Source organism: Pseudomonas sp. GW821-FHT09C09, assembly GCF_059418105.1.
Map to the genome: position 1 here is coordinate 520,030 of NZ_JBWKPF010000003.1, position 21,456 is coordinate 541,485.

The window sequence follows — 21,456 nt, forward strand, 5'->3', positions numbered from 1 at the left end:
GCTCGCCGCTTTTTCAGGCCGGTCGGTTAACCGGCGATCACTGCCATACGTTGCCACAACGCGTAGTACACCCGCCCGGATTTCTGCTCGCGGTGCAGGCGCCAGTTGCCTGGCAGGCCGAGGGTCGATGGCGCGGTTTCGCTTTCAGTGTAGATCCACGAATCATCGGCCAGCCATTGGCGTTCTTCCAGCAGCGTGCACACGGCGGGCAGCAGGTTCTGGTTGAACGGCGGGTCGAGGAACACCAGATCGAACGCGGTCGCGGTCTGGGTTTCCAGGTAGCGCAAGGCATCGGCGGTCTGCACCTGGCCGTTGGTGCAGCGCAACGTGCCGAGGTGTTCTTTCAGGCTGGAGACCGCGACGTGGCTGGCATCCAGCGCCTGGCCCATGGACGCACCACGGGATAGCGCTTCAAGAAACAGCGCGCCGCTGCCGGCGAACGGATCGAGCACCTTGGCCCCGGCAACGTACGGCGCGAGCCAGTTGAACAGGGTTTCGCGCACCCGGTCCGGCGTCGGGCGCAGGCCCGGCGCGTCCGGAAAGCTCAATTTGCGGCTACGCCACTCGCCGCCGATGATGCGCAACTGGTTCACACCGTTGTGCAGTTTTTGTACAGGTTTCTTTGGACTGGCCATTAATGCTCCGGAACCCCGAGCGGCTGCTCGGCAGGTTTATCAGATGGGGCCGGTAACGGCTTTTGCGGCACGGTCGGGCCAGCGCTGACGATGACCAGTTTATCCGTGCTCAAGTGTTTGTTCAGGGCGTCGCGAACCTGCTCGACGGTCAGGCTCTGGGACTGACGCATGAAGTCGTCCAGATAGCTCAGCGGCAGGTCGTAGAAACCCATGGCGCCGAGCTGGCCGACGATGTCGGCGTTGCTCGCGGTGGACAGCGGGAAGCTGCCGGCCAGTTCGCGCTTGGCGTCGTCGAGTTCTTTCTGGGTCGGGCCAGTCTTCAGGTAGTCGGCGAGCACGTCCTGCACCAGTTTCAGGGTGCCTTCGCTCATTTCCGCGCGGGTCTGCAGATTGATCATGAACGGGCCGCGTGCCTGCATCGGGCTGAACGCCGAATACACGCCGTAGGCCAGGCCACGTTTCTCGCGGACTTCACTCATCAAACGGGTACCGAAGCCACCGCCGCCGAGGATCTGGTTGCCCATCGACAGTGCAGCGTAGTCCGGGTCGTCACGGTCGATGCCCAGTTGCGCGAGCATCAGGTTGGTCTGCTTTGACGGGAATTCGATGTGGCCGACGCTGGCCTTCGGCTCCTGCGGCTGGGCAATCTTCGCCAGCGCCGGGCCTTTCGGCAGGGCCGTGGAAACCTGATTGGCAATCGCCTCGGCTTCGCTGCGGGACAGGTCGCCCACCAGTGCAATCACCACGTTGCCGGCGGCATAGGCCTTGGCATGGAACTCACGCAGTTGCGCCAGGGTAATCTTCGGCACGCTTTGCGCGCTGCCATCGCTGGAGTGCGCGTACGGGTGATCGCCGTACAGACGCTTCATTAATTCCAGGCTGGCGAGCTTGCCGGGGTTCTGTTTCTGGTACTCGAAACCGGCGAGCATCTGGTTCTTGATGCGTGCGAAGGAATCGGCGGGGAAGGTCGGCTTGCCGATCACTTCCGAGAACAGTTTCAGTGCCGGCTCACGTTTGTCGGCGGCACTCAGGCTGCGCAACGAAACGATGGCCATGTCCTTGTAGGCGCCGTTGCCGAAATCCGCGCCGAGGCCTTCGAAGCCTTGGGCAATGGCGCCGACATCCTTGCCCGCCACGCCTTCGTTGAGCATGGCGTTGGTCAGCAAGGCCAGGCCCGGCGCGTTGCCGTCCTGGCTGCTGCCGGCGGAAAAGATCAGGCGCATGTCGAACATTGGCAATTCGCGAGCCTCGACGAACAGCACTTTGGCGCCTTCGGCGGTGTTCCAGGTCTGCACGTCGAGCTTGCGGCTGGCCGGGGCCTTGCCGTCGAGCTCGGCCAGCGATTGCAGCTTCTGGCTGGACTTGGCGTTATCCAGCGCTTCGCTGGCCTTGCTGTTGTCGCTCGGCGCCAGATACAGCGCGGCGGAGCCAATGACTGCCACGGCGATCAGACCGAGCAACAGGCGTGGGGTTTTGCGCTCACTCATGAGTCGTCTCCAGTGGCAGGACGTGGGCGACGCTGAGACGTTCGCGGGTGAAATACAGCTTGGCGGCGTTCTGGATGTCTTGCGGGGTGACGCTTTCCAGATCGGCCAATTCTGTGTCCATCAATTTCCACGACAGGCCGACGGTCTCCAGTTGGCCGATGGCGGTGGCCTGGCTGGTGATCGAATCGCGTTCGAAAACCAGGCCGGCGATGACTTGCGCCCGCACGCGCTCAAGTTCTTCAGCGGAAGGTGCGGTGGTTTTCAGCTGTTCCAGCAGTTTCCACAGGCCGGCTTCAGCCTGGGCCATGGTCTTTTTCTTCTGGGTGTTCGGCGTGGCCGACAGGGTGAACAGGCTGTCGCCGCGAGTGTAGGCGTCGTAGCTCGACGAACCGCCGGACACCAGCTCTTCGCCGCGCTCCAGTTGGGTCGGGATGCGCCCGCTGTAGCCGCCATCCAGCAGCGCCGAGATCAGGCGCAAGGCGTTGATCGAGCGTTTGTCTTCGGCGGTGGCCAGGCTCGGCACGTTGAAACCCAGCATCAGGCTGGGCAGTTGGGTCTGCACATGCAGGGTGATCTGGCGTTCGCCGGGTTCGGCCAGTTCCAGCGGCTGCTTCGCCGGTGGCACATCGCGTTTCGGGATCGGCCCGAAGTAGCGCTGGGCAAGGGTTTTCACCTCGTCCGGGGTCACGTCACCGACCACCACCAGCGTGGCGTTGTTCGGCACATACCAGGATTGGTACCAGTGGCGCAGCTCTTCGACTTTCATCCGGTCGAGGTCGGCCATCCAGCCGATGGTCGGCGTGTGGTAGCCGCTGGCCGGGTAGGCCATGGCCTTGTAGCGTTCGTAGGCCTTGGACATCGGTTTGTCATCGGTGCGCAGGCGGCGCTCTTCCTTGATGACTTCGATTTCCTTGGCGAACTCGTCGGCCGGCAGGCGCAGATTGGCCATGCGGTCGGCTTCCAGTTCGAAGGCCACGCCCAGTCGGTCGCGGGCCAGCACCTGGTAGTAGGCGGTGAAGTCATCGCTGGTGAAGGCGTTCTCTTCGGCGCCGAGGTCGCGCAGGATCAGCGAGGCTTCGCCGGGGCCGACTTTCTCGCTGCCCTTGAACATCATGTGCTCGAGGGCGTGGGACAGACCGGTCTGGCCCGGGGTTTCGTAGCTGGAACCGACCTTGTACCAGACCTGCGACACCACCACTGGCGCGCGATGGTCTTCGCGTACGACGACTTTCAGACCGTTGTCGAGGGTGAATTCGTGGGTCGGTTGCGGGTCGGCCGCCAGGGCCGAAAGGGGCAGGCAGACTGTGCTGAGCAGCAGGCCTGCGGCGCGGCGGGCTAGAGCATTCATTCGTTTTTAAACCTGTTCGGCTGCCCGCTTGGTCTTAGCCTAGGCGGGCGAGGAGGTGCTAGGATACTGATCCGTTTTACTGGCGGCCACGCCTATCAGGCCACTGATCGGTCTATAGGTTGTACGGGTTACCGGCAGAAGCTTTGAGTTTGTCAGCTAAACTCTGCGTTTTCGCCGACGATGCCGTTCCAGTCCTTCGTATTTAAAGACCTTTGAGGTGCTTTTGGCGCCTCGACAAAATGTTGCGCGTGAACAAGCTGGGTGAAACACAGTCTGTTCTGCATCGAATATTTATTTGCCGGGGCGCCCCTGTGGCGCGTCGCTACCGTGAGATAGCCGTCCTCCATGTTTGGTTCCAACGACGACAAGAAGACCCCAGCTGCGGCTGGCGAGAAGAAAAGCCTGTTCGGATGGCTGCGCAAAAAGCCGCAGGAACCCGTCGTCGAACAGCCGACTGCCATTCCTGAGCCAGCCCCGGCGCCCGCTCCGGTAATAGAAGAAGCGCCGGCCCCGGTTGTGCTGCCGATTGCCGAGCCAGTGTTGCAACCGGTGGCCGAAGTCGAGCCTGAAACGCCGGCTGCCGCTGAGCTGCCACTGACCCCGGCTGCCCAGCCATGGCTGACCTTGCCCGTGGCGGAAGAGCCGGTGGCGCTGGTGGAAGAGGCTGCGCCGCACGTCACACCGCCGATTCCGGCACCGGTTGCATTCACTCCCGAGCCTGTTCAAGCGCCGGTGGTCGAACCTGCTCCTGTCATCCCCGAGCCTGTGGTCGCCGCGCCGGTTGCACCGATTGTCACTGCGCCCGAGCCTGCACCTGCACCTGCACCTGCACCTGCACCTGCACCTGCACCGGTCGTCGCAGCGCCTGTCGCGGTCGTCGAAACTCCGGTGGAGGCTCCGCGCACCGAAGAAACCAAGGCCGGCTTCTTCGCCCGCCTCAAGCAAGGCCTGTCGAAGACCAGCGCCAGCATCGGCGAGGGCATGGCCAGCCTGTTCCTCGGCAAGAAAGCCATCGATGACGATCTGCTCGACGACCTCGAAACCCGTCTGCTGACCGCCGACGTCGGCGTCGAGGCGACTTCGGTGATCATTCAGCGTCTGACCCAGAAGGTCGCCCGCAAAGAGCTGGCCGATTCCGACGCACTGTACAAATCCCTGCAGGCCGAACTGGCCGCGATGCTCAAACCGGTCGAGCAGCCGCTGAGGATTGCTTCGCAGAACAAGCCGTTCGTGATCCTCGTGGTTGGCGTCAACGGCGCCGGCAAGACCACCACCATCGGCAAGCTGGCGAAGAAGCTGCAACTGGAAGGCAAGAAAGTCATGCTCGCCGCCGGTGACACCTTCCGCGCTGCGGCGGTCGAGCAGTTGCAGGTCTGGGGCGAGCGCAACAAGATTCCGGTGATCGCCCAGCACACTGGCGCGGACTCGGCTTCGGTGATCTTCGACGCCGTGCAGGCCGCCAAGGCCCGTGGCATCGATGTGCTGATCGCCGACACCGCCGGTCGCCTGCACACCAAAGACAACCTGATGGAAGAACTGAAGAAGGTTCGCCGGGTCATCGGCAAGCTCGACGCCGATGCGCCGCACGAAGTGCTGCTGGTGCTCGACGCCGGCACCGGTCAGAACGCCATCAACCAGGCCAAACAATTCAACCAGACCGTCGAACTGACCGGCCTGGCGCTGACCAAGCTCGACGGCACCGCCAAGGGCGGGGTGATTTTCGCCCTGGCCAAGCAATTCGGCCTGCCGATCCGCTACATCGGCGTCGGTGAAGGCATCGACGATCTGCGTACCTTTGAAGCCGAACCCTTTGTCCAGGCACTGTTTGCCGAGCGGGAGCGTTCATGATTCGTTTCGAACAGGTCGGTAAGCGCTACCCGAACGGTCACGTCGGCTTGCATGAGCTGAGCTTTCGAGTCCGTCGCGGCGAGTTCCTATTTGTCACCGGCCACTCCGGTGCCGGTAAATCCACGTTGTTGCGCCTGTTGCTGGCGATGGAGCGTCCGACCAGCGGCAAACTGCTGCTGGCCGGGCAAGACCTGAGCACCATCAGCAATGCGCAGATTCCGTTCCTGCGTCGGCAGATCGGTGTGGTGTTCCAGAATCACCAGTTGCTGTTCGATCGCACGGTGTTCAACAACGTCGCGCTGCCGTTGCAGATCCTCGGTCTGTCCAAGGCGGAAATCGCCAAGCGCGTCGATTCGGCGCTGGAGCGCGTGGCGCTGTCGGACAAGACCGATCTGTACCCCGGCGACCTGTCCACCGGTCAGCAACAGCGCGTCGGTATCGCCCGCGCCATCGTTCACCGTCCGGCCCTGCTGCTGGCGGACGAACCGACCGGTAACCTCGACCCGCGTCTGGCGGCCGAGATCATGGGCGTGTTCGAAGACATCAACCGTCTGGGCACCAGCGTGCTGATCGCCAGTCACGACCTGGCCCTGATTGCGCGCATGCGCCATCGCATGCTGACCCTGCAACGCGGCCGATTGATCGGCGACGGGGAGGCTGGCGAATGAGTGCAACACGTAGTCCGAAGGTTTCCGAGCGCGTGGCCCCGAAAGCCGCCGATCCGCAGCCGCCGAAGAAGAAAAAACACGACGAGGACGATGGTCCGGATTTCGCCACACTGTTTCACGCCTGGATCGAAAGCCACCGTGCCAGCCTGCTGGACAGCCTGCGTCGCCTCGGCAAGCAGCCGATCGGCAGCTTCTTCACCTGCATGGTGATGGCGGTTGCACTGAGCCTGCCGATGGGCCTGTCGTTGTTGCTGAACAACGTCGAGCGTCTGGGCGGTTCGTGGCAGCGTGCGGCGCAGATCTCGCTGTATCTGGAGCTTGACGCCAGTTCGGCTCAGGGCGAGAAGCTGCGGGATCAGATCAAAGGCATGCCCGGCGTCGCTGATGCTGAATATGTCGGTCGCGATCAGGCGCTGGAAGAATTCCAGCAGCAGTCCGGACTGGGCGAAGCACTGCGCGAGCTGCCGGAAAACCCGCTGCCGGGCGTTGTGCTGGTGACGCCGAACGAGGTCGACAAGCCGACCCTGGAAGCATTAAGACAAAAACTTTCCGAACTGCCCAAGGTACAACAGGCGCAACTTGATCTAGTCTGGGTCGAGCGTCTGGCTGCCATCCTCAAGCTCGGCGACCGTTTTGTCTTCGGTTTGACGGTGTTGCTGGTTTCCGCATTACTTTTGGTGATAGGCAATACCATTCGTCTTCATATTGAAAACCGCCGCACAGAGATAGAAGTGATTAAACTCGTCGGCGGCACCGACAGTTATGTGCGTCGTCCCTTCCTTTATATGGGCGCGTTGTATGGCTTCGGTGCGGGGCTGCTGTCCTGGGGTGTGCTGGCGTTCGGCCTGAACTGGCTGAACGACGCGGTGGTCGGGCTGGCCGGCTTGTACGGCAGTGATTTCGCACTGGCTGGAGTGCCAGTTGCCGACGGTCTGTCGCTCTTGCTTGGCGCGGTGCTGTTGGGTTATATCGGTGCATGGATTGCAGTCGCACGTCATCTCAGGGAGCTGGCGCCGAAGTAGAATCTTTTTTGCGCGTGATTGACCTTGCGGTTTTTTGGGAACTTGTACCTGAGTTCCCGGTCAATTTTTCGCAGTGCCGAAAGGCGCGAGTATGTAAGTCGGAGGTTTTTTCGTATGACCAATTCTTTGCAACCTGCGTATGCATTGGTTCCGGGCGCAAACCTGGAAGCCTATGTGCACACCGTCAACAGCATTCCATTGCTGACGCCGGAGCAGGAGCGTGAACTGGCCGAGAGTCTCTACTATGAGCAGGATCTTGGGGCGGCTCGGCAGATGGTGCTCGCCCACCTGCGATTTGTCGTACACATTGCCCGTAGCTATTCCGGCTACGGTCTGGCTCAGGCTGACCTGATCCAGGAAGGCAACGTCGGCCTGATGAAGGCCGTGAAGCGTTTCAACCCGGAAATGGGCGTGCGTCTGGTGTCCTTCGCGGTGCACTGGATCAAGGCCGAGATTCACGAGTTCATCCTGCGCAACTGGCGGATCGTGAAAGTCGCGACCACCAAGGCCCAGCGCAAGCTGTTCTTCAACCTGCGCAGCCAGAAGAAACGCTTGGCCTGGCTGAACAACGAGGAAGTCCACCGTGTGGCGGAAAGCCTCGGCGTCGAGCCCCGTGAAGTGCGTGAGATGGAAAGTCGCCTGACCGGCCATGACATGGCCTTCGACCCGGCTGCCGAAGCCGACGACGACAGTGCTTTCCAGTCGCCGGCCAACTATTTGGAAGACCACCGGTACGACCCGGCGCGTCAGCTGGAAGATGCCGACTGGAGCGACAACTCCAATCACAACCTGCACGAAGCGCTGGAAGTGCTGGACGAGCGCAGCCGCGACATCCTCTACCAGCGCTGGCTGGCAGAAGAGAAAGCCACGCTGCACGACCTGGCGCAGAAGTACAACGTGTCGGCCGAGCGGATCCGTCAGCTCGAGAAGAGCGCGATGAACAAGCTCAAGTTGTCGATTGCCGCGTAACCGGTAATCCGGCAATAAAAAACGCCCCGATCAGTGATGATCGGGGCGTTTTTGTGTGCGCTTCAAAAAGTCATTGGGCCCAGGGCGCGCGGCGTGAATCATCGAGTGTCAGCAGATAGCTGTCGCCGCCCAGCTGGCTCATCTGCTGGCGAATCCATCCCGCGCGGCGCGAAACATAGGAAGTCGGGTGACTGGCACTCCAGACCCGGGGATTCGGCAGCACAGCCGCCAGATAACTCGCCTGCTGCCGGGACAAAGACTTGGCGCTTACGCCAAAGTGATGCCGTGCCGCCGCTTCGGCACCAAACACGCCGTCATCCCATTCGACACTGTTCAGGTACACCTCAAGTATCCGCTGCTTGGGCCAAAACACTTCGATCAGTGCGGTAAACCACGCCTCAAGACCTTTACGCAGATAACTGCGGCCAGACCACAGAAACAGGTTCTTCGACACTTGCTGGCTCAAGGTGCTGGCGCCGCGAATCGAGCCGCCGAGTTCGTTGTGGGCCAGTGCGGCCTTGATCGCACTTAGGTCAAAACCCCAGTGCTCGGGGAATTTCTGGTCTTCGCCAGCAATCACCGCCACCTTCAGGTCATCGGAGATCTCGTCCCACGGCTTCCAGGTGCGTTGCAGATCGATCGGCTCGCCGTCGACCCAGGATTCGATCTTGCGCTCGACCATCAGCGCCGTGCCCGGCGGCGGCACGAAACGAAACACCAACACCAGCAATACGCTGCCGCCCGCGAACCAGAGCAGGGCCTTCGTGAAACGACGGAGAAATAAACGCAGCATAGAGATGGCTTGGCCGAACCGGTTGAGCGGGCCATTATACAGACCCTGCCGATCGAGTCTGAGTGGAGTTCTACATGCTGCGTAGCTTTCTGATGCTGGCTGCCTTCTTTGGTTTTACCGGTGTCGGCCTTGGCGCATTCGCCGCCCATGGCCTGAAAAACCGCCTGACCCCCGAGTACCTTGCGATCTTCCATACCGGCGTCACCTATCAGCTGGTGCACGCGCTGGCGCTGTTCGGCGTGGCGCTGCTGGCCACGCAGCTTCAGGGGCGTCTGGTCGCCTGGGCCGGCATCTCGTTCAGCATCGGCATCCTGCTGTTCTCCGGCAGTCTGTACCTGCTGACCACCATCGGCATCGGCAAGCTCGGCATCATCACTCCGTTCGGCGGCCTGGCGTTCCTGATCGGTTGGCTGTGCCTCGGACTCGCCGCCTGGCGCCTGCAGCCAACCGCTTGACGCTTGGTGCTGACCTTTAGGTCATGATCGGGCTAGAATGCCACCCCCTAAAAAGTGATGGCGGCGTTGCGCATGCGCATTCAGTTGAACGGTGAATCCTTTGAACTGCCCGACGGTGAAACCGTTGCGGCCCTGCTGACCCGTCTGGACCTGACCGGACGCCGCGTCGCGGTCGAACTCAATCTGGATATCGTCCCGCGCAGCCAGCATGCCGACACCACTTTGAACGATGGTGACAACGTCGAAGTGGTGCACGCCATCGGCGGCGGCTAGTCGCCAGGCCTGCATGGGCCGAGAATTCTGCAAGACCCTCACCCCAACAGAGGATTTCCCATGAGCATCGTTCGTAGCGACAAGCCTTTCGTTCTGGCCGGTCGTACTTACCAGTCGCGTTTGCTGGTCGGTACCGGCAAGTACCGTGACATGGAAGAAACCCGCCTGGCCATCGAAGCCTCGGGTGCCGAGATCGTCACCTTCGCGGTGCGCCGCACCAACCTGGGCCAGATCGAAGGCGAGCCGAACCTGCTCGAAGTGCTGTCGCCGGATCGCTACACCTTCCTGCCGAACACCGCCGGCTGCTACGACGCGGTCGAAGCCGTGCGCACCTGCCGCCTGGCCCGTGAACTGCTCGATGGCCATAACCTGGTGAAGCTGGAAGTGCTGGCCGACCAGAAAACCCTGTTCCCCAACGTGATCGAAACCCTCAAGGCCGCCGAAGTGCTGGTCAAGGAAGGTTTCGACGTGATGGTCTACACCAGTGATGACCCGATCATCGCCCGGCAACTGGCGGAAATCGGCTGCATCGCGGTGATGCCGCTGGCCGGCCTGATCGGTTCGGGCCTGGGGATCTGCAACCCGTACAACCTGCAGATCATCCTCGAAGAAGCCAAGATCCCGGTGCTGGTGGATGCCGGTGTCGGCACCGCTTCCGACGCCACCATCTCCATGGAACTGGGCTGTGACGCCGTGCTGATGAACTCGGCCATCGCTCACGCCCAGCAGCCGATCATGATGGCCGAAGCCATGAAACACGCGATCGTCGCGGGCCGCCTGGCCTACCTCGCCGGCCGCATGCCGAAAAAACTCTATGCCAGCGCCTCTTCGCCGCTGGATGGTCTGATCAAGTAAGAGCTATTGATGACTGAATCGAACGACACGCCAATCCAGACGGAAGAAGGCGACGAGCGCCAACACCGCCGCATCAAGAGTTTTGTGATGCGCGCCGGGCGCATGACCGAAGGCCAGCAGCGCGGCCTGGATCAGGGCGCGCCGAAGTTCGTCCTGCCGCTGGCCGACGCGCCGGTGGATTATGATCAGGTGTTCGGCCGTTCCGCGCCGCGTTCGCTGGAGATCGGTTTCGGCATGGGCCACTCGCTGCTGGAAATGGCAGCCGCTGCGCCGGAACAGGATTTCATCGGTGTCGAGGTTCACCGTCCGGGTGTCGGCGCGCTGCTCAATGGCGTGCTGACCCAGGGCCTGACCAACCTGCGGGTCTACGATTGCGACGCGATCGAAGTGCTCAACCGCTGCATCGCCGACAACAGCCTCGATCGCCTGATGCTGTTCTTCCCGGACCCGTGGCACAAGAGCCGTCACCACAAGCGCCGCATCGTTCAGGCGTCCTTCGCTGAACTGGTGCGCAGCAAGCTGAAGGTTGGCGGCATTCTGCACATGGCCACCGACTGGGAACCGTATGCGGAGTACATGCTGGAAGTGATGAACGTCGCACCGGGCTATCGCAACCTCGCCGAAGACGGCAAGTGCGTACCGCGCCCGGCCGAGCGCCCGATCACCAAGTTCGAACGCCGCGGCGAACGACTTGGGCATGGCGTTTGGGATCTGAAGTTCGAGAAACTCGCTTAAGCCTTATGCAATAAACAACTGTGGGAGCCAATGGCTCCCACAGTTGTTTTAGCAGTACTCGGTCATTACATCGTCGAAAGAAATTCGGCCGGTACCCGCTCTGTCAGCCAGACACCATTCTCGGCTTGATAGAACTTGAAACCCTGTTTCTGCATCTGCCGCGCGGCGACCTGCAGAATCACGACCGTTCCGTAACGTTGCCCGACCGCCGAAGCCGTGGCGGTTTCCTGGGACAAATGCACGTGATGGCGTGATCCCGGGATCAATCCCTGCTCGTTGATCGAGTCCATGAAGCGCGTCGCGGTGCCGTGATAGAGCGTTTCCGGTGGCTGCTTTTCTTCGAACTGCAGCTCCACGCTTTTCGTCGAGTGGCCCTGTACGGCGCGAATCGACTGACCGTCCGGAGAGATCGAAAAGCGTTTCTTGTCACTGCTGGCCACGACGTTTTCGATCAGCGTGCGATCCAGCGTTCTGCCGTCCCGTGCCGCGCCATCGATCAAGGCGTCGATGTTCGCCCAGCCTTCAGAGTCCAGCGTCAGGCCAATCGCCTGTGGCTCATGACGCAGCACGAAGCTGAGAAATTTGCTTGTTTCGTCCAGCAGTTTCTTGCTCATGAACTTCCCTGTCTGTATTCAGCGGCGATCGGCGACTACGCCGATCAAAACCAGCACCACCAACAACACCGGCGCCAGACTGTAGTTGTTGAACTGGCTCAGCCCCTTCACCACCCACGGTGTGGCGTAGATCAGCGCTGCGCCGCTGCCGACCATGCACAGCAGGGCCATCAGCGGGACGCGCAGGGCGCCGGCGATGCTGCCCAGGCGTTGCTCGACCCAGCCTTTGAAGTCGGCGCCGAACAGCACCAGCAGGCAGCCCACCAGCGCCAGCGCGATTTCCGAGAGATTGCTGCGGCTCCAGCGGGAGACAGTGGCGAGCAGGTCGAGTATCAAATCCATGCGGTTTCCCCGGGAGCCATTCAGCTCAGAAATTTCTGCAGCAAATCGTTGAGAAAGAGTTGTCCGCGCTCGGTGGCCGCCAGACGTGACGGTTCGACCTGCAACAGACCGCTTTGTTCGGCCTCGCGCCGGTGTTCATCGAGGCTTTCCAGCGGCAGGCCGGTGCGCTCGGGATACAGGCGTGATTCGACACCGGCAGTCAGGCGCAGGGCGTTCATCAGGAACTCGAAGGGCATCTCGTCGTTGGTCAGGGCTTTCTCGCCGGCCTGGAAGCTTTTGGCCGGGTTGAGGTAGTCCTTCGGCAAGCGCGTCTTCCAGGTGCGCACGATGCGCCCGTCCGGATGGCTGAGCTTGCCGTGGGCGCCGGCACCGATGCCGATGAAGTCGCCGAAACTCCAGTAGTTGAGGTTATGCCGCGCCGGGCGACCCGGTTGGGCGTAAGCCGAGACTTCGTACTGCGCGTAACCGTGTTCGGCCAGCAGCGCCTGTCCGGCCTCTTGAATGTCCCACAACGTGTCGTCTTCCGGCAGCACCGGCGGCTGGTTCCAGAACACGGTGTTCGGCTCCAGCGTGAGCTGATACCAGGAAATGTGCGTCGGTTTCAGCTCGATGGCCTGGCGCAGATCGCTCAGGGCATCGTCCAGCGACTGGTCCGGCAAGCCGTGCATCAAGTCGAGGTTGAAGTTATCGAATCCGGCCTGGCGCGCCATGCCGGCGGCGCGGATGGCTTCGTCGCCGTTGTGGATGCGGCAGAGGGCCTTGAGCTTTTCCTGCTGGAAGCTCTGGATACCGATCGACAGGCGATTGATCCCCAGTTTGCGGTAGGCGACGAACTTCTCTTGTTCGAAAGTCCCGGGGTTGGCTTCCAGGGTGATTTCGATGTCATCGGTAAACGGGATGCGTTGTTTCACGCCTTCCAGCAAGCGACCGAGAGCTTCGGCACTGAACAGGCTCGGCGTACCGCCGCCAAAGAAGATCGAACTCAACTCGCGGCCGTACACCGCGTGCAGATCCTGGTCGAGGTCGGCCAGCAGCGCATCGACGTATTCCTGCTCCGGCAGCACGGGACTGGCGGTGTGGGAGTTGAAGTCGCAATAAGGGCATTTGCGCACACACCACGGGATGTGGATGTACAGCGCCAGGGGCGGCAGCGTCGGCAACGGCGCCCGAGGCGAAGAGGCGGCGCCGCCGATAATCAGCGACGACGCGGAGGAGCTATCGGTCATTTCAAGCCCAGACGCTGGCGCAGCAGATCCATTGCACGGGCGCGGTGGCTGATCTGGTTCTTGTCGCTCGGGCTCAGCTCGGCGCTGGACACGTTACGCTCCGGCACCCAGAACAGCGGGTCGTAGCCGAAACCGTGCTCGCCACTGGCGGCGGTCAGGATGCGCCCGTGCCACAGGCCTTCGCAGAGGATCGGCAGCGGATCGTCGGCGTGACGCACCAGCGCCAGCACGCAGACGAACTGTGCGCCGCGCTCGGCTTCAGGCACATCCTTCAAGGCGTCGAGCAGCTTGGCGTTGTTCGCCGCGTCGCCCTTGCCGTCGGCGTAGCGCGCGGAATAGATACCCGGCGCACCGCCGAGGAAATCCACCGCCAGCCCCGAATCGTCGGCCAGCGCCGGCAGCCCGGAGATGCGCGCGGCGTTGCGGGCCTTGAGGATCGCGTTCTCGACGAACGACAGACCGGTTTCTTCCGGCTCCACGCTGCTGAACTCGCCGATCGAGCGCAATTGCACCGATTCGCCGAGCATGGCCTGGAGTTCCTTGAGTTTGCCGGCGTTATGGCTGGCCAGTACGAGTTGCTTGAGGTTCATCATTCGCCGGGGAAAAGCTCTTGGTTGAAATTGATGGTGTTGATCTTGTCACCGTTCTGCACCTTGATTTCGAAGGTGCGGGTTTCCTGCTGTTCCACCGGGTACTGGGCGATGTAATAGATCGCGCCCTGTTCGGTGACCTGACGGAAATTCAGGGTCACGGTCTGGCTGGTCAGATCTTTCACCGTGCCAGTGACATTGGCGATCAACGGCTTGCCGTCCTTGATCACCGAGACATTGATCACGCCCTGGTTCTTGCTGCGGATCAGCTCGGCAGCCTTGGCGATGTCCGGTTGCAGGTAGGTCGAGTTGAAGGTGTTGTAGTGCACCGTCACGTCGCCGAAGGTTTCCTGGCGCTCGCTCTTGATGGCATCGGCTGCCATGGCCGACAGGCTCAGGCAGGCGGCCAGCAGCGTGGTAATCAGGCGTCCCATGTTCGTTCTCCTCGCAATGTCGTGGTTCAGACCGCGATTTTGTGATCCTGCAGCCCCGGGCTGCTGACGCGGTAGATACCGATCTCACCTAACAGATTAGGCCATAGCTTACTGGCCCACCCGTGGCGGTGCTGTTGATCCACGGCAAGCCGATCAATGACCTTCGCCTCACGTTCGCGGCAAAGTTCTTCAAAGTCTTCGAAGGTGCAGAAGTGAATGTTCGGCGTGTTGTACCAGGTGTACGGCAGGAACTCGGACACCGGCATCCGGCCCTTGCTTGCCAGATACCAGCGGCAGCGCCAGTGACCGAAGTTGGGGAAGGTGATGATGCACTGGCGACCGACCCGCAGCATTTCGTCGAGGATCTTGTCCGGGTAGTGCACGGCCTGCAGGGCCTGGGTCATCACCACCACATCGAAGCTGTTGCTGGCGAAGTTGCCCAGACCCTTGTCCAGGTCCTGCTCGATGACGTTGATGCCCTTGGCCACGCACTCGGCAATGTTGTCCGGGTCGTTTTCCAGGCCATAACCGGTGACCTGCTTGTGGTCGCGCAGCCAGGTCAGCAACTCGCCGTCACCGCAACCGAGGTCGAGCACGCGGCTGCCGGCGGGGATCCATTCCTGGATGATTTCCAGATCAGCTCTCATGGCTTGTTCACACCGTAATTCGGTTCATGTAATTGCCGAACGCCTGCAAATAGCGCGGGATCGGAATCAGGAAGGCGTCGTGGCCCTGAGGCGCGTCGATTTCCAGGTAGCTGACGTCCTTGCGTGCAGCCATCAGCGCGTCCACCAGTTCCCGCGAGCGGGCCGGGGAGAAGCGCCAGTCGGTGGTGAACGACATCACGCAGAACTTGGCTTTCGCACCTTCGAAGGTTTTCGCCAGGTTATCGTCGAAGTTCGCCGCCGGATCGAAGTAGTCCAGCGCCTTGGTCATCAACAGATAAGTGTTGGCATCGAAGCGCCCGGAGAACTCTTCGCCCTGATAGCGCAGGTAGCTTTCGACCTGGAACTCGACGCTGTGGAAGTCGTAGTTGAGTTTTTCGCTCTTCAGGCCGCGGCCGAATTTCTCGCCCATGGAGTCGTCGGACAGGTAGGTGATGTGCCCGACCATCCGCGCCAGCATGAGGCCGCGCTTGGGGATCACGCCCTGTTCCTGGAACGAGCCGCCGTGGAATTCCGGGTCGGTGAGAATCGCCTGGCGCGCCACTTCGTTGAAGGCGATGTTCTGCGCCGACAACTTGGGGGCCGAGGCGATGGCCAGGCAGTGGCGAACGCGATCCGGATAGGTGATGGTCCATTGCAGCGCCTGCATGCCGCCGAGGCTGCCGCCGATCACCGCGGCCCACTGGCCGATGCCGAGCAGGTCGGCGAGGCGTGCCTGGCTGTGCACCCAGTCTTCCACGGTCAGCACCGGGAAATCGGCGCCGAACGGCTTGCCGGTGTCCGGGTTGAGGCTGCTCGGGCCGGTGGAGCCGTTACAGCCGCCGAGGTTGTTCAGGCTGACCACGAAGAACTTGTTGGTGTCGATCGGTTTGCCGGGGCCGATGCAGCTGTCCCACCAACCGGGCTTGCGGTCGTCGACGCTGTGGTAGCCGGCGGCGTGGTGGTGGCCGGACAAGGCGTGGCAGATCAACACGGCGTTGCTCGCTTGCGCGTTCAGCGTGCCGTAGGTTTCGTAGATCAGGTCATAAGCAGCCAGCGAACGGCCGCAGGCCAGGGCCAGCGGTTCGCTGAAGTGCGCCGTTTGCGGCGTCACCAGACCAACAGAATCGGGGGGAAAGGCAGCTGGCATCGACCCTGCTCTCGTTGAAATGAGGCGTAAGTCTAAAGACCGGTGGGGTTAGCGGCAAGCAACTACCTGCGCTCGTTCCCACGCTCTGCGTGGGAACGCCTCATTGGACACTCCGCGTCCGCTTCGGCGGGGACGCGGAGCGTCCCTGGATGCATTCCCACGCAGAGCGTGGGAACGATCAAGGTAAAACCAAACCCGGCAAATCCGGCAGTTTTTTGGGGGCGTGAATGCGTACACGCTTCTGCCGATTCAACTCACCGCTGATCAGGCTGACCTGACTCTTGGAAACCCCAAAAGCCTTGGCCAGAAACCCCATCAGATACGCATTGGCCTTGCCTTCCACCGGCGGGGCGGTCAGGCGGATCTTCAGGCGGTCGCCGTGCAGCCCGGCGAAGTCATCGCTGCGGGCTGCCGGTTGCAGGTGACACTCGAGGATCAGGTCGTCACCGTCCCAACGAAACCAGCTCACATCAACAGGCGCAGGATTTCCGGCATCATCGTCATCGCCGCGAGGTTGTTGATCACCAGCATGTCGATCAGCTTCAGCGCGAGGAAGGCGAAGATCGGCGACAGGTCCAGACCGCCCATGCTCGGCAGGAAGCGACGGAACGGCGCCAGGGCCGGTTCGCAGATCTGGTTCACCAGTTCGGCACCCGGATTGTGGCTGCCCGGGGCGACCCACGACAGGATCACGCTGATGATCAGGGCGAAGAAGAAAATCTTCAGGAACAGCGCGGTCACACCGATGATCGACCAGATGAACAGTTGCAACGGGTTGCCGGTGGTGCCGTAGGTCAGCAGCAGGGTCAGTGCCATCAGTGCCAGTTGTACGAGGATTGCCAGCACCAGCGAGGACATGTCGAGGCCGAACAGGCTCGGGATGATCCGGCGCAGTGGCTTGAGCAGCGGCTGGGTAGCCTTGACCACGAACTGGCACAGCGGGTTGTAGAAGTTCGCCCGTACCAGTTGCAGGACGAAGCGCAGCAGTACGATCAGCAGGTACAGGCTGCCGAGGGTTTGCAGCACGTAGACCGCTGCGGTGTTCAATCCAATCATGTAAGGCTCCTTATTTGCCCAGTTGTTCGGCCATCTCGGCCGAGCGGTGCGCGGCGGCGCCGAGTGCTTTTTCCACCAGGGCTTCGAAGCCACCGGCCTGGAACGATTTGATTGCAGCTTCCGTGGTGCCGGCCGGCGAGGTCACACGGCGGCGCAATTCGGCGGCGTCGACGTCGCTGGAAACCGCCATGTGCGCGGCGCCCAGCGCGGTTTGCAGGGTCAGTTGTTCGGCGGTTCCCTTCGGCAGGCCGAGTTTGACGCCGGCGGCGGTCATGGCTTCGATCAGCAGGAAGAAGTACGCAGGGCCGGAACCGGAGACGGCGGTGACCGCGTCCAGTTGCTGCTCTTCGTTCAGCCACAGGGCGATGCCCACGGCGGACAGCAGCTCTTCAGCCTGCTGGCGCTGTTCGGCGCTGACTTCGCCGGTGGCGTACAGACCGCTCACGCCCTGACGCAGCAGCGCCGGGGTGTTGGGCATGCAGCGCACGATCGGCTGCTCGCCAAGCCATGCCGTCATGCTGGCGCAGGTGATGCCGGCGGCGATGGACACCACCAGTTGATTCGGCTTCAGGCTCGGGCGAATCGCTTCGCACACGGCTTTCATGGCCTGCGGCTTGACCGCCAGCACCACCACGTCGGCGCCGTCGATGGCCTGGGCGTTGTCGGCGAAGGTTTCGATGCCGTGCTCGGCGCTGACCCGGTTGCGGGTCTCTTCGCCCGGATCGCTGGCGCGGATGTGTGCAGCTTCCAGACCCTTGGCCCGCAGGCCGCCGATCAGGCTGGCGGCCATGTTGCCGGCACCGATAAAGGCAATACGCGTGTTGCTCATGTCAGGTCCTTATCTGGAAATCATCAAGATTGGGAGTAGTCGCGAGCGCCAAACAGGGCCGTACCGATACGGACCCAGGTGGCGCCCTGGGCAATGGCGGACTCGAGGTCGTGGCTCATGCCCATGGAAAGTGTGTCGAGCGGCAGATCGAGGCCGGCCTGCAATTTCTGGACGGCGGCGAATGCGGCATCCTGCTCGGCGCGATCTTCGGACGGCTCGGGAATCGCCATCAGCCCGCGCAACTTCAAACGGGGCAGGGCGCTGATGGCCTGGGCCAGGGCCGGCAGGTCTTGCGGGGTGCAGCCGGACTTGCTGGCTTCACCGCTGACATTGACCTGAATGCAGATGTTCAGTGGCGGCAGGTCCGCCGGGCGTTGTTCGGACAAGCGTTGGGCGATTTTCAGGCGATCCACGGAGTGCACCCAGGCGAAGTGCTCGGCAATCGAGCGGGTCTTGTTCGACTGAATGGGGCCGATGAAGTGCCAGATCAAGGGCAGGTCGGCCAGTTCGAGCTGTTTGCCCAAAGCTTCCTGCAGATAGTTCTCGCCAAAGTCGCGCAGGCCGGCGGCGTACGCTTCGCGCAGGGCTTGGGCGGGTTTGGTCTTGCTCACGGCCAGCAGCTGGACGCTGTCTTCGCTGCGATTGGCAGCTTGGGTCGCTGCCTGGATGCGCGAACTAACCTGGAGAATGTTGTCTGCTATCGTGGACATCAAGAGGCGCCAGCGGTCTGAAGGTTCGCGGCATTCTACTGGAATTGAGGGACGCTATGGATATCACTGAACTGCTGGCCTTCAGCGCCAAACAGGGCGCTTCCGACCTGCACCTGTCGGCCGGACTGCCGCCGATGATCCGTGTGGACGGCGATGTGCGGCGGATCAATCTGCCGGCGCTGGATCACAAACAGGTGCACGAACTGATCTACGACATCATGAACGACACCCAGCGGGTGGAGTTCGAGAAACATCTGGAAACCGACTTTTCCTTTGAAGTGCCGGGTGTGGCGCGGTTTCGGGTCAACGCCTTCAACCAGAACCGTGGCGCCGGCGCCGTGTTCCGCACCATCCCGTCGAAAGTGCTGAGCATGGAAGACCTCGCCATGGGCGATGTCTTTCGCAAGATCACCGACGCCCCGCGCGGGCTGGTGCTGGTGACCGGGCCGACTGGCTCCGGCAAGTCCACCACCCTGGCGGCGATGATCGATTACCTCAACACCCATCGCCACCATCACATCCTGACCATCGAAGACCCCATCGAATTCGTCCACGAATCGCGCAAATGCCTGATCAATCAGCGAGAAGTCCATCGCGATACCCGCAGTTTTGCCACGGCATTGCGTTCAGCGCTGCGGGAAGACCCGGACGTGATCCTGGTGGGCGAGATGCGCGACCTGGAAACCATCCGCCTGGCACTGACCGCCGCCGAGACCGGGCACCTGGTGTTTGGCACGTTGCACACCACCTCGGCGGCCAAGACCATCGACCGGGTGGTGGACGTGTTCCCGGGGGACGAGAAGTCCATGGTGCGCTCGATGTTGTCGGAGTCGTTGCTGGCCGTGGTGTCGCAGACGCTGATCAAGAAGATCGGCGGCGGACGGGTGGCAGCGCATGAGATCATGCTGGGCACGTCGGCGATCCGGAACCTGATCCGCGAGGACAAGGTGGCGCAGATGTATTCGGCGATCCAGACCGGCGGGTCGCTGGGGATGCAGACACTCGACATGTGCCTGAAGGATCTGGTGACCAAGGGCCTGATCAGTCGCGAACATGCGCGGGAGAAGGCGCGGACGCCGGACAATTTCTAGTCTCGAAAAAAAACGCAGCCCGAGGGCTGCGTTTTTTGTGATCCGCAAGGATCAGCGCTGAACCACGCGCATTTGCTTGCCGCCCGGTTCTTTCGGCAGCACACGCTTGGCAACCACGTAATGCTGTTCCCAATACGGTTTGTTCAGCGTATCGATGCTCACCGCTTTGCCACGGCGCGGTGCGTGGATGAAGCGGTCGTTGCCCAGGTAGATGGCAACGTGATTGACCCGACGGCTCTTGATGTTGAAGAAAATCAAGTCGCCAGGCTTGAGATCCTTGCGCTCGACTTTCTCGCCGTGGCCGCTGGCCATGGCATTCGAGGTGCGCGGCAGGTCGAAAGTCGCGTCGTTGAACGCGTATTTCACCAGACCGCTGCAGTCGAAGCCTTTACTCGGGCTGCTGCCGCCCCAACGGTAAGGTGTACCGAGGACGTTCACCGCACGACTGAGGACGTTGCTGCTTTCCTTGTTCGCCATCGGTGGAACCAGCTTGCCGTGACCTTTGCTGGCGAGCGTGGTGTGTTTCGTTTGCTTGCCTTTGTTCGACGGAGCAGAGGCATGGGATTTGGGAGTGAAACCGTTGACGTTGGGAAGACGTTGCTCACGATTGGTGGCGTGGGCGGCCAGTGGCATTAATAGGCAAATAGTTAGCCATGTCTTGAAAAATGGACGCATTAGGCAGGGCTCTTATGTGTTAGCGCGCAACTTTATAACAGCTTTTTTGTCCCTTCCGAGGCCGTTGGTCGATTCAAAAGGCGGGCAACGGAACCAAACAAGCGGCAAATAGACGCAATTGTCGGACAGAAGTCAGGTGCTATAAGGCTTTGATGGACCACAAGGTAGCATTTGCCGTACGTCGGCTACATGTAAAAAAGTCACAAAGAATTAAAGAAAATTTATCTATCGCGTGTATCGAGGTCTTCATGAACCGCTATCAACTGCCCCAAGTGAAGGAAAAGGACACCCATAGCAAGGTGATCGGTTACCTGTTGTGGATCTTCGGTTTTACCGGGTCGCACCGCTTCTATTACGGCAAGCCGGTGACCGGCACGATCTGGTTTTTCACCTTCGGCCTGCTGGGAATTGGCTGGCTGATCGACGTGTTCCTGATCCCGGCAATGGACCGGGAAGCGGACCTGCGCTTTGCGGCGGGGCCGATCGAATACAACGTGGCGTGGATTCTCCTGACGTTCCTCGGCGCGTTCGGCGTGCACCGGATGTATCAGGGCAAGTGGATCACAGGTTTGCTGTACCTGCTGACCGGTGGGTTGTTCTTTCTGGGCGTGCTGTATGACTTCTGGACGCTGAATGATCAGGTGTCGGTGCGTAATGCCGAAGGGCGGGGCGCTTTTCAGTAAGTGATGGCGAGGGGAGAACCGCCGGCGCAGTTCGTGCGCTGGCAGGTGCCTCTTCGACTTCCGGTCTTGCATCTGTGCTATTTCGATTGTGCGAAGGTTTGCATTTGGAAAGCGACAAACGTAAGGGCAGTGACACCATAAAATATTGCAATGACGGTGTGATGGGGCGTGGACCAGTACACAATCCTGTCAACCAGAATCAATAGCGATAGTGTTGCAGTCAAGTAGGCTGATATTTTCAGTAACAGACCTCCGGGCGAATTGGTGTGTGCCCAGCCTAATAGGAGAATCTGCAGTAGGTGCATTATTGCAAGTGTCAGGAAA

At 61.4% G+C, this 21,456-nt stretch carries 26 protein-coding genes; 10 read left to right on the forward strand and 16 right to left on the reverse strand.

Going from position 1 to position 21,456, the window contains the following annotated elements; all coding sequences use genetic code 11:
• Positions 1 to 26: 26 nt before the first annotated feature.
• The 3 genes from rsmD to AC07NR_RS12140 are packed head-to-tail and all read right to left on the reverse strand — an operon-like array spanning position 27 to position 3,470.
• Positions 27 to 635 carry a 16S rRNA (guanine(966)-N(2))-methyltransferase RsmD gene (rsmD, locus tag AC07NR_RS12130; RefSeq protein WP_114886109.1) on the reverse strand — a complete coding sequence of 203 codons (609 nt, stop codon included), beginning with the start codon at positions 633 to 635 and terminating at the stop codon, positions 27 to 29.
• Complete coding sequence (locus AC07NR_RS12135) at positions 635 to 2,122, reverse strand: M16 family metallopeptidase (RefSeq protein ID WP_495078638.1); 1,488 nt, start codon at positions 2,120 to 2,122, stop codon at positions 635 to 637. The genes rsmD and AC07NR_RS12135 overlap by 1 nt, the downstream gene beginning before the upstream one ends.
• On the reverse strand, positions 2,115 to 3,470 hold the full coding sequence (locus tag AC07NR_RS12140) for a M16 family metallopeptidase (protein ID WP_114886107.1): 1,356 nt from the start codon (positions 3,468 to 3,470) through the stop codon (positions 2,115 to 2,117). The genes AC07NR_RS12135 and AC07NR_RS12140 overlap by 8 nt, the downstream gene beginning before the upstream one ends.
• A 345-nt stretch (positions 3,471 to 3,815) precedes the next feature.
• Between AC07NR_RS12140 and ftsY the strand changes: the two genes are divergently transcribed.
• The 4 genes from ftsY (at position 3,816) to rpoH (ending at position 7,977) form a co-directional block, all read left to right on the forward strand.
• Positions 3,816 to 5,318: a signal recognition particle-docking protein FtsY gene (gene ftsY, locus AC07NR_RS12145; protein ID WP_495078639.1), complete on the forward strand. Its 1,503-nt coding sequence runs from the start codon at positions 3,816 to 3,818 to the stop codon at positions 5,316 to 5,318.
• On the forward strand, positions 5,315 to 5,986 hold the full coding sequence (gene ftsE, locus AC07NR_RS12150) for a cell division ATP-binding protein FtsE (RefSeq protein WP_008065082.1): 672 nt from the start codon (positions 5,315 to 5,317) through the stop codon (positions 5,984 to 5,986). Before ftsY ends, ftsE begins: the two co-directional genes overlap by 4 nt.
• Positions 5,983 to 7,008 (forward strand): permease-like cell division protein FtsX, encoded by a 1,026-nt coding sequence (ftsX, locus tag AC07NR_RS12155; protein WP_248739927.1) that lies wholly within the window; start codon positions 5,983 to 5,985, stop codon positions 7,006 to 7,008. The genes ftsE and ftsX overlap by 4 nt, the downstream gene beginning before the upstream one ends.
• 114 nt (positions 7,009 to 7,122) lie before the next feature.
• Entirely contained in the window at positions 7,123 to 7,977 is an 855-nt protein-coding gene (rpoH, locus tag AC07NR_RS12160) for an RNA polymerase sigma factor RpoH (protein ID WP_003229146.1), read from the forward strand.
• Between the two features lie 70 nt (positions 7,978 to 8,047).
• On the opposite strand, the gene mtgA is transcribed toward rpoH, so the two are convergent.
• Positions 8,048 to 8,770: a monofunctional biosynthetic peptidoglycan transglycosylase gene (mtgA, locus tag AC07NR_RS12165; RefSeq protein ID WP_085709060.1), complete on the reverse strand. Its 723-nt coding sequence runs from the start codon at positions 8,768 to 8,770 to the stop codon at positions 8,048 to 8,050.
• Positions 8,771 to 8,844: 74 nt separating this feature from the next.
• Here mtgA and AC07NR_RS12170 point away from each other — a divergent pair, with 74 nt between their 5' ends.
• The 4 genes from AC07NR_RS12170 to trmB all read left to right on the forward strand — a co-directional run bounded on the left by AC07NR_RS12170 (position 8,845) and on the right by trmB (position 11,088).
• Positions 8,845 to 9,225 carry a DUF423 domain-containing protein gene (locus tag AC07NR_RS12170; protein ID WP_119427533.1) on the forward strand — a complete coding sequence of 127 codons (381 nt, stop codon included), beginning with the start codon at positions 8,845 to 8,847 and terminating at the stop codon, positions 9,223 to 9,225.
• A gap of 72 nt (positions 9,226 to 9,297) precedes the next feature.
• Complete coding sequence (gene thiS, locus AC07NR_RS12175) at positions 9,298 to 9,498, forward strand: sulfur carrier protein ThiS (protein ID WP_007953386.1); 201 nt, start codon at positions 9,298 to 9,300, stop codon at positions 9,496 to 9,498.
• Between the two features lie 60 nt (positions 9,499 to 9,558).
• Positions 9,559 to 10,353: a thiazole synthase gene (locus tag AC07NR_RS12180; RefSeq protein WP_007953385.1), complete on the forward strand. Its 795-nt coding sequence runs from the start codon at positions 9,559 to 9,561 to the stop codon at positions 10,351 to 10,353.
• A gap of 9 nt (positions 10,354 to 10,362) precedes the next feature.
• Positions 10,363 to 11,088: a tRNA (guanosine(46)-N7)-methyltransferase TrmB gene (gene trmB / locus AC07NR_RS12185; RefSeq protein WP_085646976.1), complete on the forward strand. Its 726-nt coding sequence runs from the start codon at positions 10,363 to 10,365 to the stop codon at positions 11,086 to 11,088.
• A gap of 65 nt (positions 11,089 to 11,153) precedes the next feature.
• Here trmB and AC07NR_RS12190 read toward each other — a convergent pair whose 3' ends face one another.
• The 11 genes from AC07NR_RS12190 to AC07NR_RS12240 form a co-directional block, all read right to left on the reverse strand.
• Complete coding sequence (locus AC07NR_RS12190; protein ID WP_423204487.1) at positions 11,154 to 11,702, reverse strand: RNA 2'-phosphotransferase; 549 nt, start codon at positions 11,700 to 11,702, stop codon at positions 11,154 to 11,156.
• A gap of 18 nt (positions 11,703 to 11,720) precedes the next feature.
• Positions 11,721 to 12,044, reverse strand: a complete 324-nt coding sequence (locus tag AC07NR_RS12195) for a DUF3392 domain-containing protein (protein ID WP_085709063.1) — start codon at positions 12,042 to 12,044, stop codon at positions 11,721 to 11,723.
• A gap of 20 nt (positions 12,045 to 12,064) precedes the next feature.
• Entirely contained in the window at positions 12,065 to 13,270 is a 1,206-nt protein-coding gene (gene hemW / locus AC07NR_RS12200) for a radical SAM family heme chaperone HemW (RefSeq protein ID WP_495078640.1), read from the reverse strand.
• Complete coding sequence (rdgB, locus tag AC07NR_RS12205) at positions 13,267 to 13,863, reverse strand: RdgB/HAM1 family non-canonical purine NTP pyrophosphatase (protein ID WP_085709065.1); 597 nt, start codon at positions 13,861 to 13,863, stop codon at positions 13,267 to 13,269. The genes hemW and rdgB overlap by 4 nt, the downstream gene beginning before the upstream one ends.
• Positions 13,860 to 14,294 (reverse strand): DUF4426 domain-containing protein, encoded by a 435-nt coding sequence (locus AC07NR_RS12210; protein WP_085709066.1) that lies wholly within the window; start codon positions 14,292 to 14,294, stop codon positions 13,860 to 13,862. The genes rdgB and AC07NR_RS12210 overlap by 4 nt, the downstream gene beginning before the upstream one ends.
• 26 nt (positions 14,295 to 14,320) lie before the next feature.
• Positions 14,321 to 14,941, reverse strand: coding sequence for a methionine biosynthesis protein MetW (gene metW, locus AC07NR_RS12215; RefSeq protein WP_085709067.1), 621 nt, complete (start codon positions 14,939 to 14,941; stop codon positions 14,321 to 14,323).
• Between the two features lie 7 nt (positions 14,942 to 14,948).
• Positions 14,949 to 16,088, reverse strand: coding sequence for a homoserine O-succinyltransferase MetX (gene metX, locus AC07NR_RS12220; RefSeq protein ID WP_085731566.1), 1,140 nt, complete (start codon positions 16,086 to 16,088; stop codon positions 14,949 to 14,951).
• Between the two features lie 178 nt (positions 16,089 to 16,266).
• The gene (locus tag AC07NR_RS12225; RefSeq protein ID WP_495036054.1) at positions 16,267 to 16,557 is read right to left on the reverse strand and encodes a DUF167 domain-containing protein; all 291 of its coding nucleotides are present in this window, start codon (positions 16,555 to 16,557) and stop codon (positions 16,267 to 16,269) included.
• Positions 16,554 to 17,144: a YggT family protein gene (locus tag AC07NR_RS12230; RefSeq protein WP_085709070.1), complete on the reverse strand. Its 591-nt coding sequence runs from the start codon at positions 17,142 to 17,144 to the stop codon at positions 16,554 to 16,556. The genes AC07NR_RS12225 and AC07NR_RS12230 overlap by 4 nt, the downstream gene beginning before the upstream one ends.
• Positions 17,145 to 17,154: 10 nt before the next feature.
• On the reverse strand, positions 17,155 to 17,973 hold the full coding sequence (gene proC / locus AC07NR_RS12235) for a pyrroline-5-carboxylate reductase (protein WP_495078641.1): 819 nt from the start codon (positions 17,971 to 17,973) through the stop codon (positions 17,155 to 17,157).
• 23 nt (positions 17,974 to 17,996) lie between these two features.
• The gene (locus tag AC07NR_RS12240) at positions 17,997 to 18,683 is read right to left on the reverse strand and encodes a YggS family pyridoxal phosphate-dependent enzyme (protein ID WP_495078642.1); all 687 of its coding nucleotides are present in this window, start codon (positions 18,681 to 18,683) and stop codon (positions 17,997 to 17,999) included.
• 56 nt (positions 18,684 to 18,739) lie between these two features.
• On the opposite strand from AC07NR_RS12240, the gene AC07NR_RS12245 reads away from it, so the two are divergent.
• A complete protein-coding gene (locus AC07NR_RS12245; RefSeq protein ID WP_114886090.1) occupies positions 18,740 to 19,774 on the forward strand; it encodes a type IV pilus twitching motility protein PilT in 1,035 nt (344 codons plus the stop codon).
• 51 nt (positions 19,775 to 19,825) lie between these two features.
• On the opposite strand, the gene AC07NR_RS12250 is transcribed toward AC07NR_RS12245, so the two are convergent.
• Positions 19,826 to 20,449 carry a C40 family peptidase gene (locus AC07NR_RS12250; RefSeq protein ID WP_085709074.1) on the reverse strand — a complete coding sequence of 208 codons (624 nt, stop codon included), beginning with the start codon at positions 20,447 to 20,449 and terminating at the stop codon, positions 19,826 to 19,828.
• 248 nt (positions 20,450 to 20,697) lie between these two features.
• On the opposite strand from AC07NR_RS12250, the gene AC07NR_RS12255 reads away from it, so the two are divergent.
• On the forward strand, positions 20,698 to 21,132 hold the full coding sequence (locus tag AC07NR_RS12255; protein ID WP_085709075.1) for an NINE protein: 435 nt from the start codon (positions 20,698 to 20,700) through the stop codon (positions 21,130 to 21,132).
• Positions 21,133 to 21,456: the final 324 nt, after the last annotated feature.

Bases quoted from the DNA above. Each gene is read 5' to 3' on its own strand.
- proC (WP_495078641.1), bottom strand. From the start codon at position 17,973: ATGAGCAACACGCGTATTGCCTTTATCGGTGCCGGCAACATGGCCGCC.
- AC07NR_RS12245 (WP_114886090.1), top strand. From the start codon at position 18,740: ATGGATATCACTGAACTGCTGGCCTTCAGCGCCAAACAGGGCGCTTCC.
- hemW (WP_495078640.1), bottom strand. From the start codon at position 13,270: ATGACCGATAGCTCCTCCGCGTCGTCGCTGATTATCGGCGGCGCCGCC.
- rsmD (WP_114886109.1), bottom strand. From the start codon at position 635: ATGGCCAGTCCAAAGAAACCTGTACAAAAACTGCACAACGGTGTGAAC.
- metW (WP_085709067.1), bottom strand. From the start codon at position 14,941: ATGAGAGCTGATCTGGAAATCATCCAGGAATGGATCCCCGCCGGCAGC.
- AC07NR_RS12255 (WP_085709075.1), top strand. From the start codon at position 20,698: ATGAACCGCTATCAACTGCCCCAAGTGAAGGAAAAGGACACCCATAGC.
- AC07NR_RS12250 (WP_085709074.1), bottom strand. From the start codon at position 20,449: ATGCGTCCATTTTTCAAGACATGGCTAACTATTTGCCTATTAATGCCA.
- rdgB (WP_085709065.1), bottom strand. From the start codon at position 13,863: ATGATGAACCTCAAGCAACTCGTACTGGCCAGCCATAACGCCGGCAAA.
- AC07NR_RS12140 (WP_114886107.1), bottom strand. From the start codon at position 3,470: ATGAATGCTCTAGCCCGCCGCGCCGCAGGCCTGCTGCTCAGCACAGTC.
- AC07NR_RS12240 (WP_495078642.1), bottom strand. From the start codon at position 18,683: ATGTCCACGATAGCAGACAACATTCTCCAGGTTAGTTCGCGCATCCAG.
- thiS (WP_007953386.1), top strand. From the start codon at position 9,298: ATGCGCATTCAGTTGAACGGTGAATCCTTTGAACTGCCCGACGGTGAA.
- AC07NR_RS12210 (WP_085709066.1), bottom strand. From the start codon at position 14,294: ATGGGACGCCTGATTACCACGCTGCTGGCCGCCTGCCTGAGCCTGTCG.
- AC07NR_RS12170 (WP_119427533.1), top strand. From the start codon at position 8,845: ATGCTGCGTAGCTTTCTGATGCTGGCTGCCTTCTTTGGTTTTACCGGT.
- trmB (WP_085646976.1), top strand. From the start codon at position 10,363: ATGACTGAATCGAACGACACGCCAATCCAGACGGAAGAAGGCGACGAG.
- metX (WP_085731566.1), bottom strand. From the start codon at position 16,088: ATGCCAGCTGCCTTTCCCCCCGATTCTGTTGGTCTGGTGACGCCGCAA.
- rpoH (WP_003229146.1), top strand. From the start codon at position 7,123: ATGACCAATTCTTTGCAACCTGCGTATGCATTGGTTCCGGGCGCAAAC.
- ftsX (WP_248739927.1), top strand. From the start codon at position 5,983: ATGAGTGCAACACGTAGTCCGAAGGTTTCCGAGCGCGTGGCCCCGAAA.
- AC07NR_RS12135 (WP_495078638.1), bottom strand. From the start codon at position 2,122: ATGAGTGAGCGCAAAACCCCACGCCTGTTGCTCGGTCTGATCGCCGTG.
- AC07NR_RS12180 (WP_007953385.1), top strand. From the start codon at position 9,559: ATGAGCATCGTTCGTAGCGACAAGCCTTTCGTTCTGGCCGGTCGTACT.
- AC07NR_RS12195 (WP_085709063.1), bottom strand. From the start codon at position 12,044: ATGGATTTGATACTCGACCTGCTCGCCACTGTCTCCCGCTGGAGCCGC.
- ftsY (WP_495078639.1), top strand. From the start codon at position 3,816: ATGTTTGGTTCCAACGACGACAAGAAGACCCCAGCTGCGGCTGGCGAG.
- AC07NR_RS12190 (WP_423204487.1), bottom strand. From the start codon at position 11,702: ATGAGCAAGAAACTGCTGGACGAAACAAGCAAATTTCTCAGCTTCGTG.
- mtgA (WP_085709060.1), bottom strand. From the start codon at position 8,770: ATGCTGCGTTTATTTCTCCGTCGTTTCACGAAGGCCCTGCTCTGGTTC.
- AC07NR_RS12230 (WP_085709070.1), bottom strand. From the start codon at position 17,144: ATGATTGGATTGAACACCGCAGCGGTCTACGTGCTGCAAACCCTCGGC.
- ftsE (WP_008065082.1), top strand. From the start codon at position 5,315: ATGATTCGTTTCGAACAGGTCGGTAAGCGCTACCCGAACGGTCACGTC.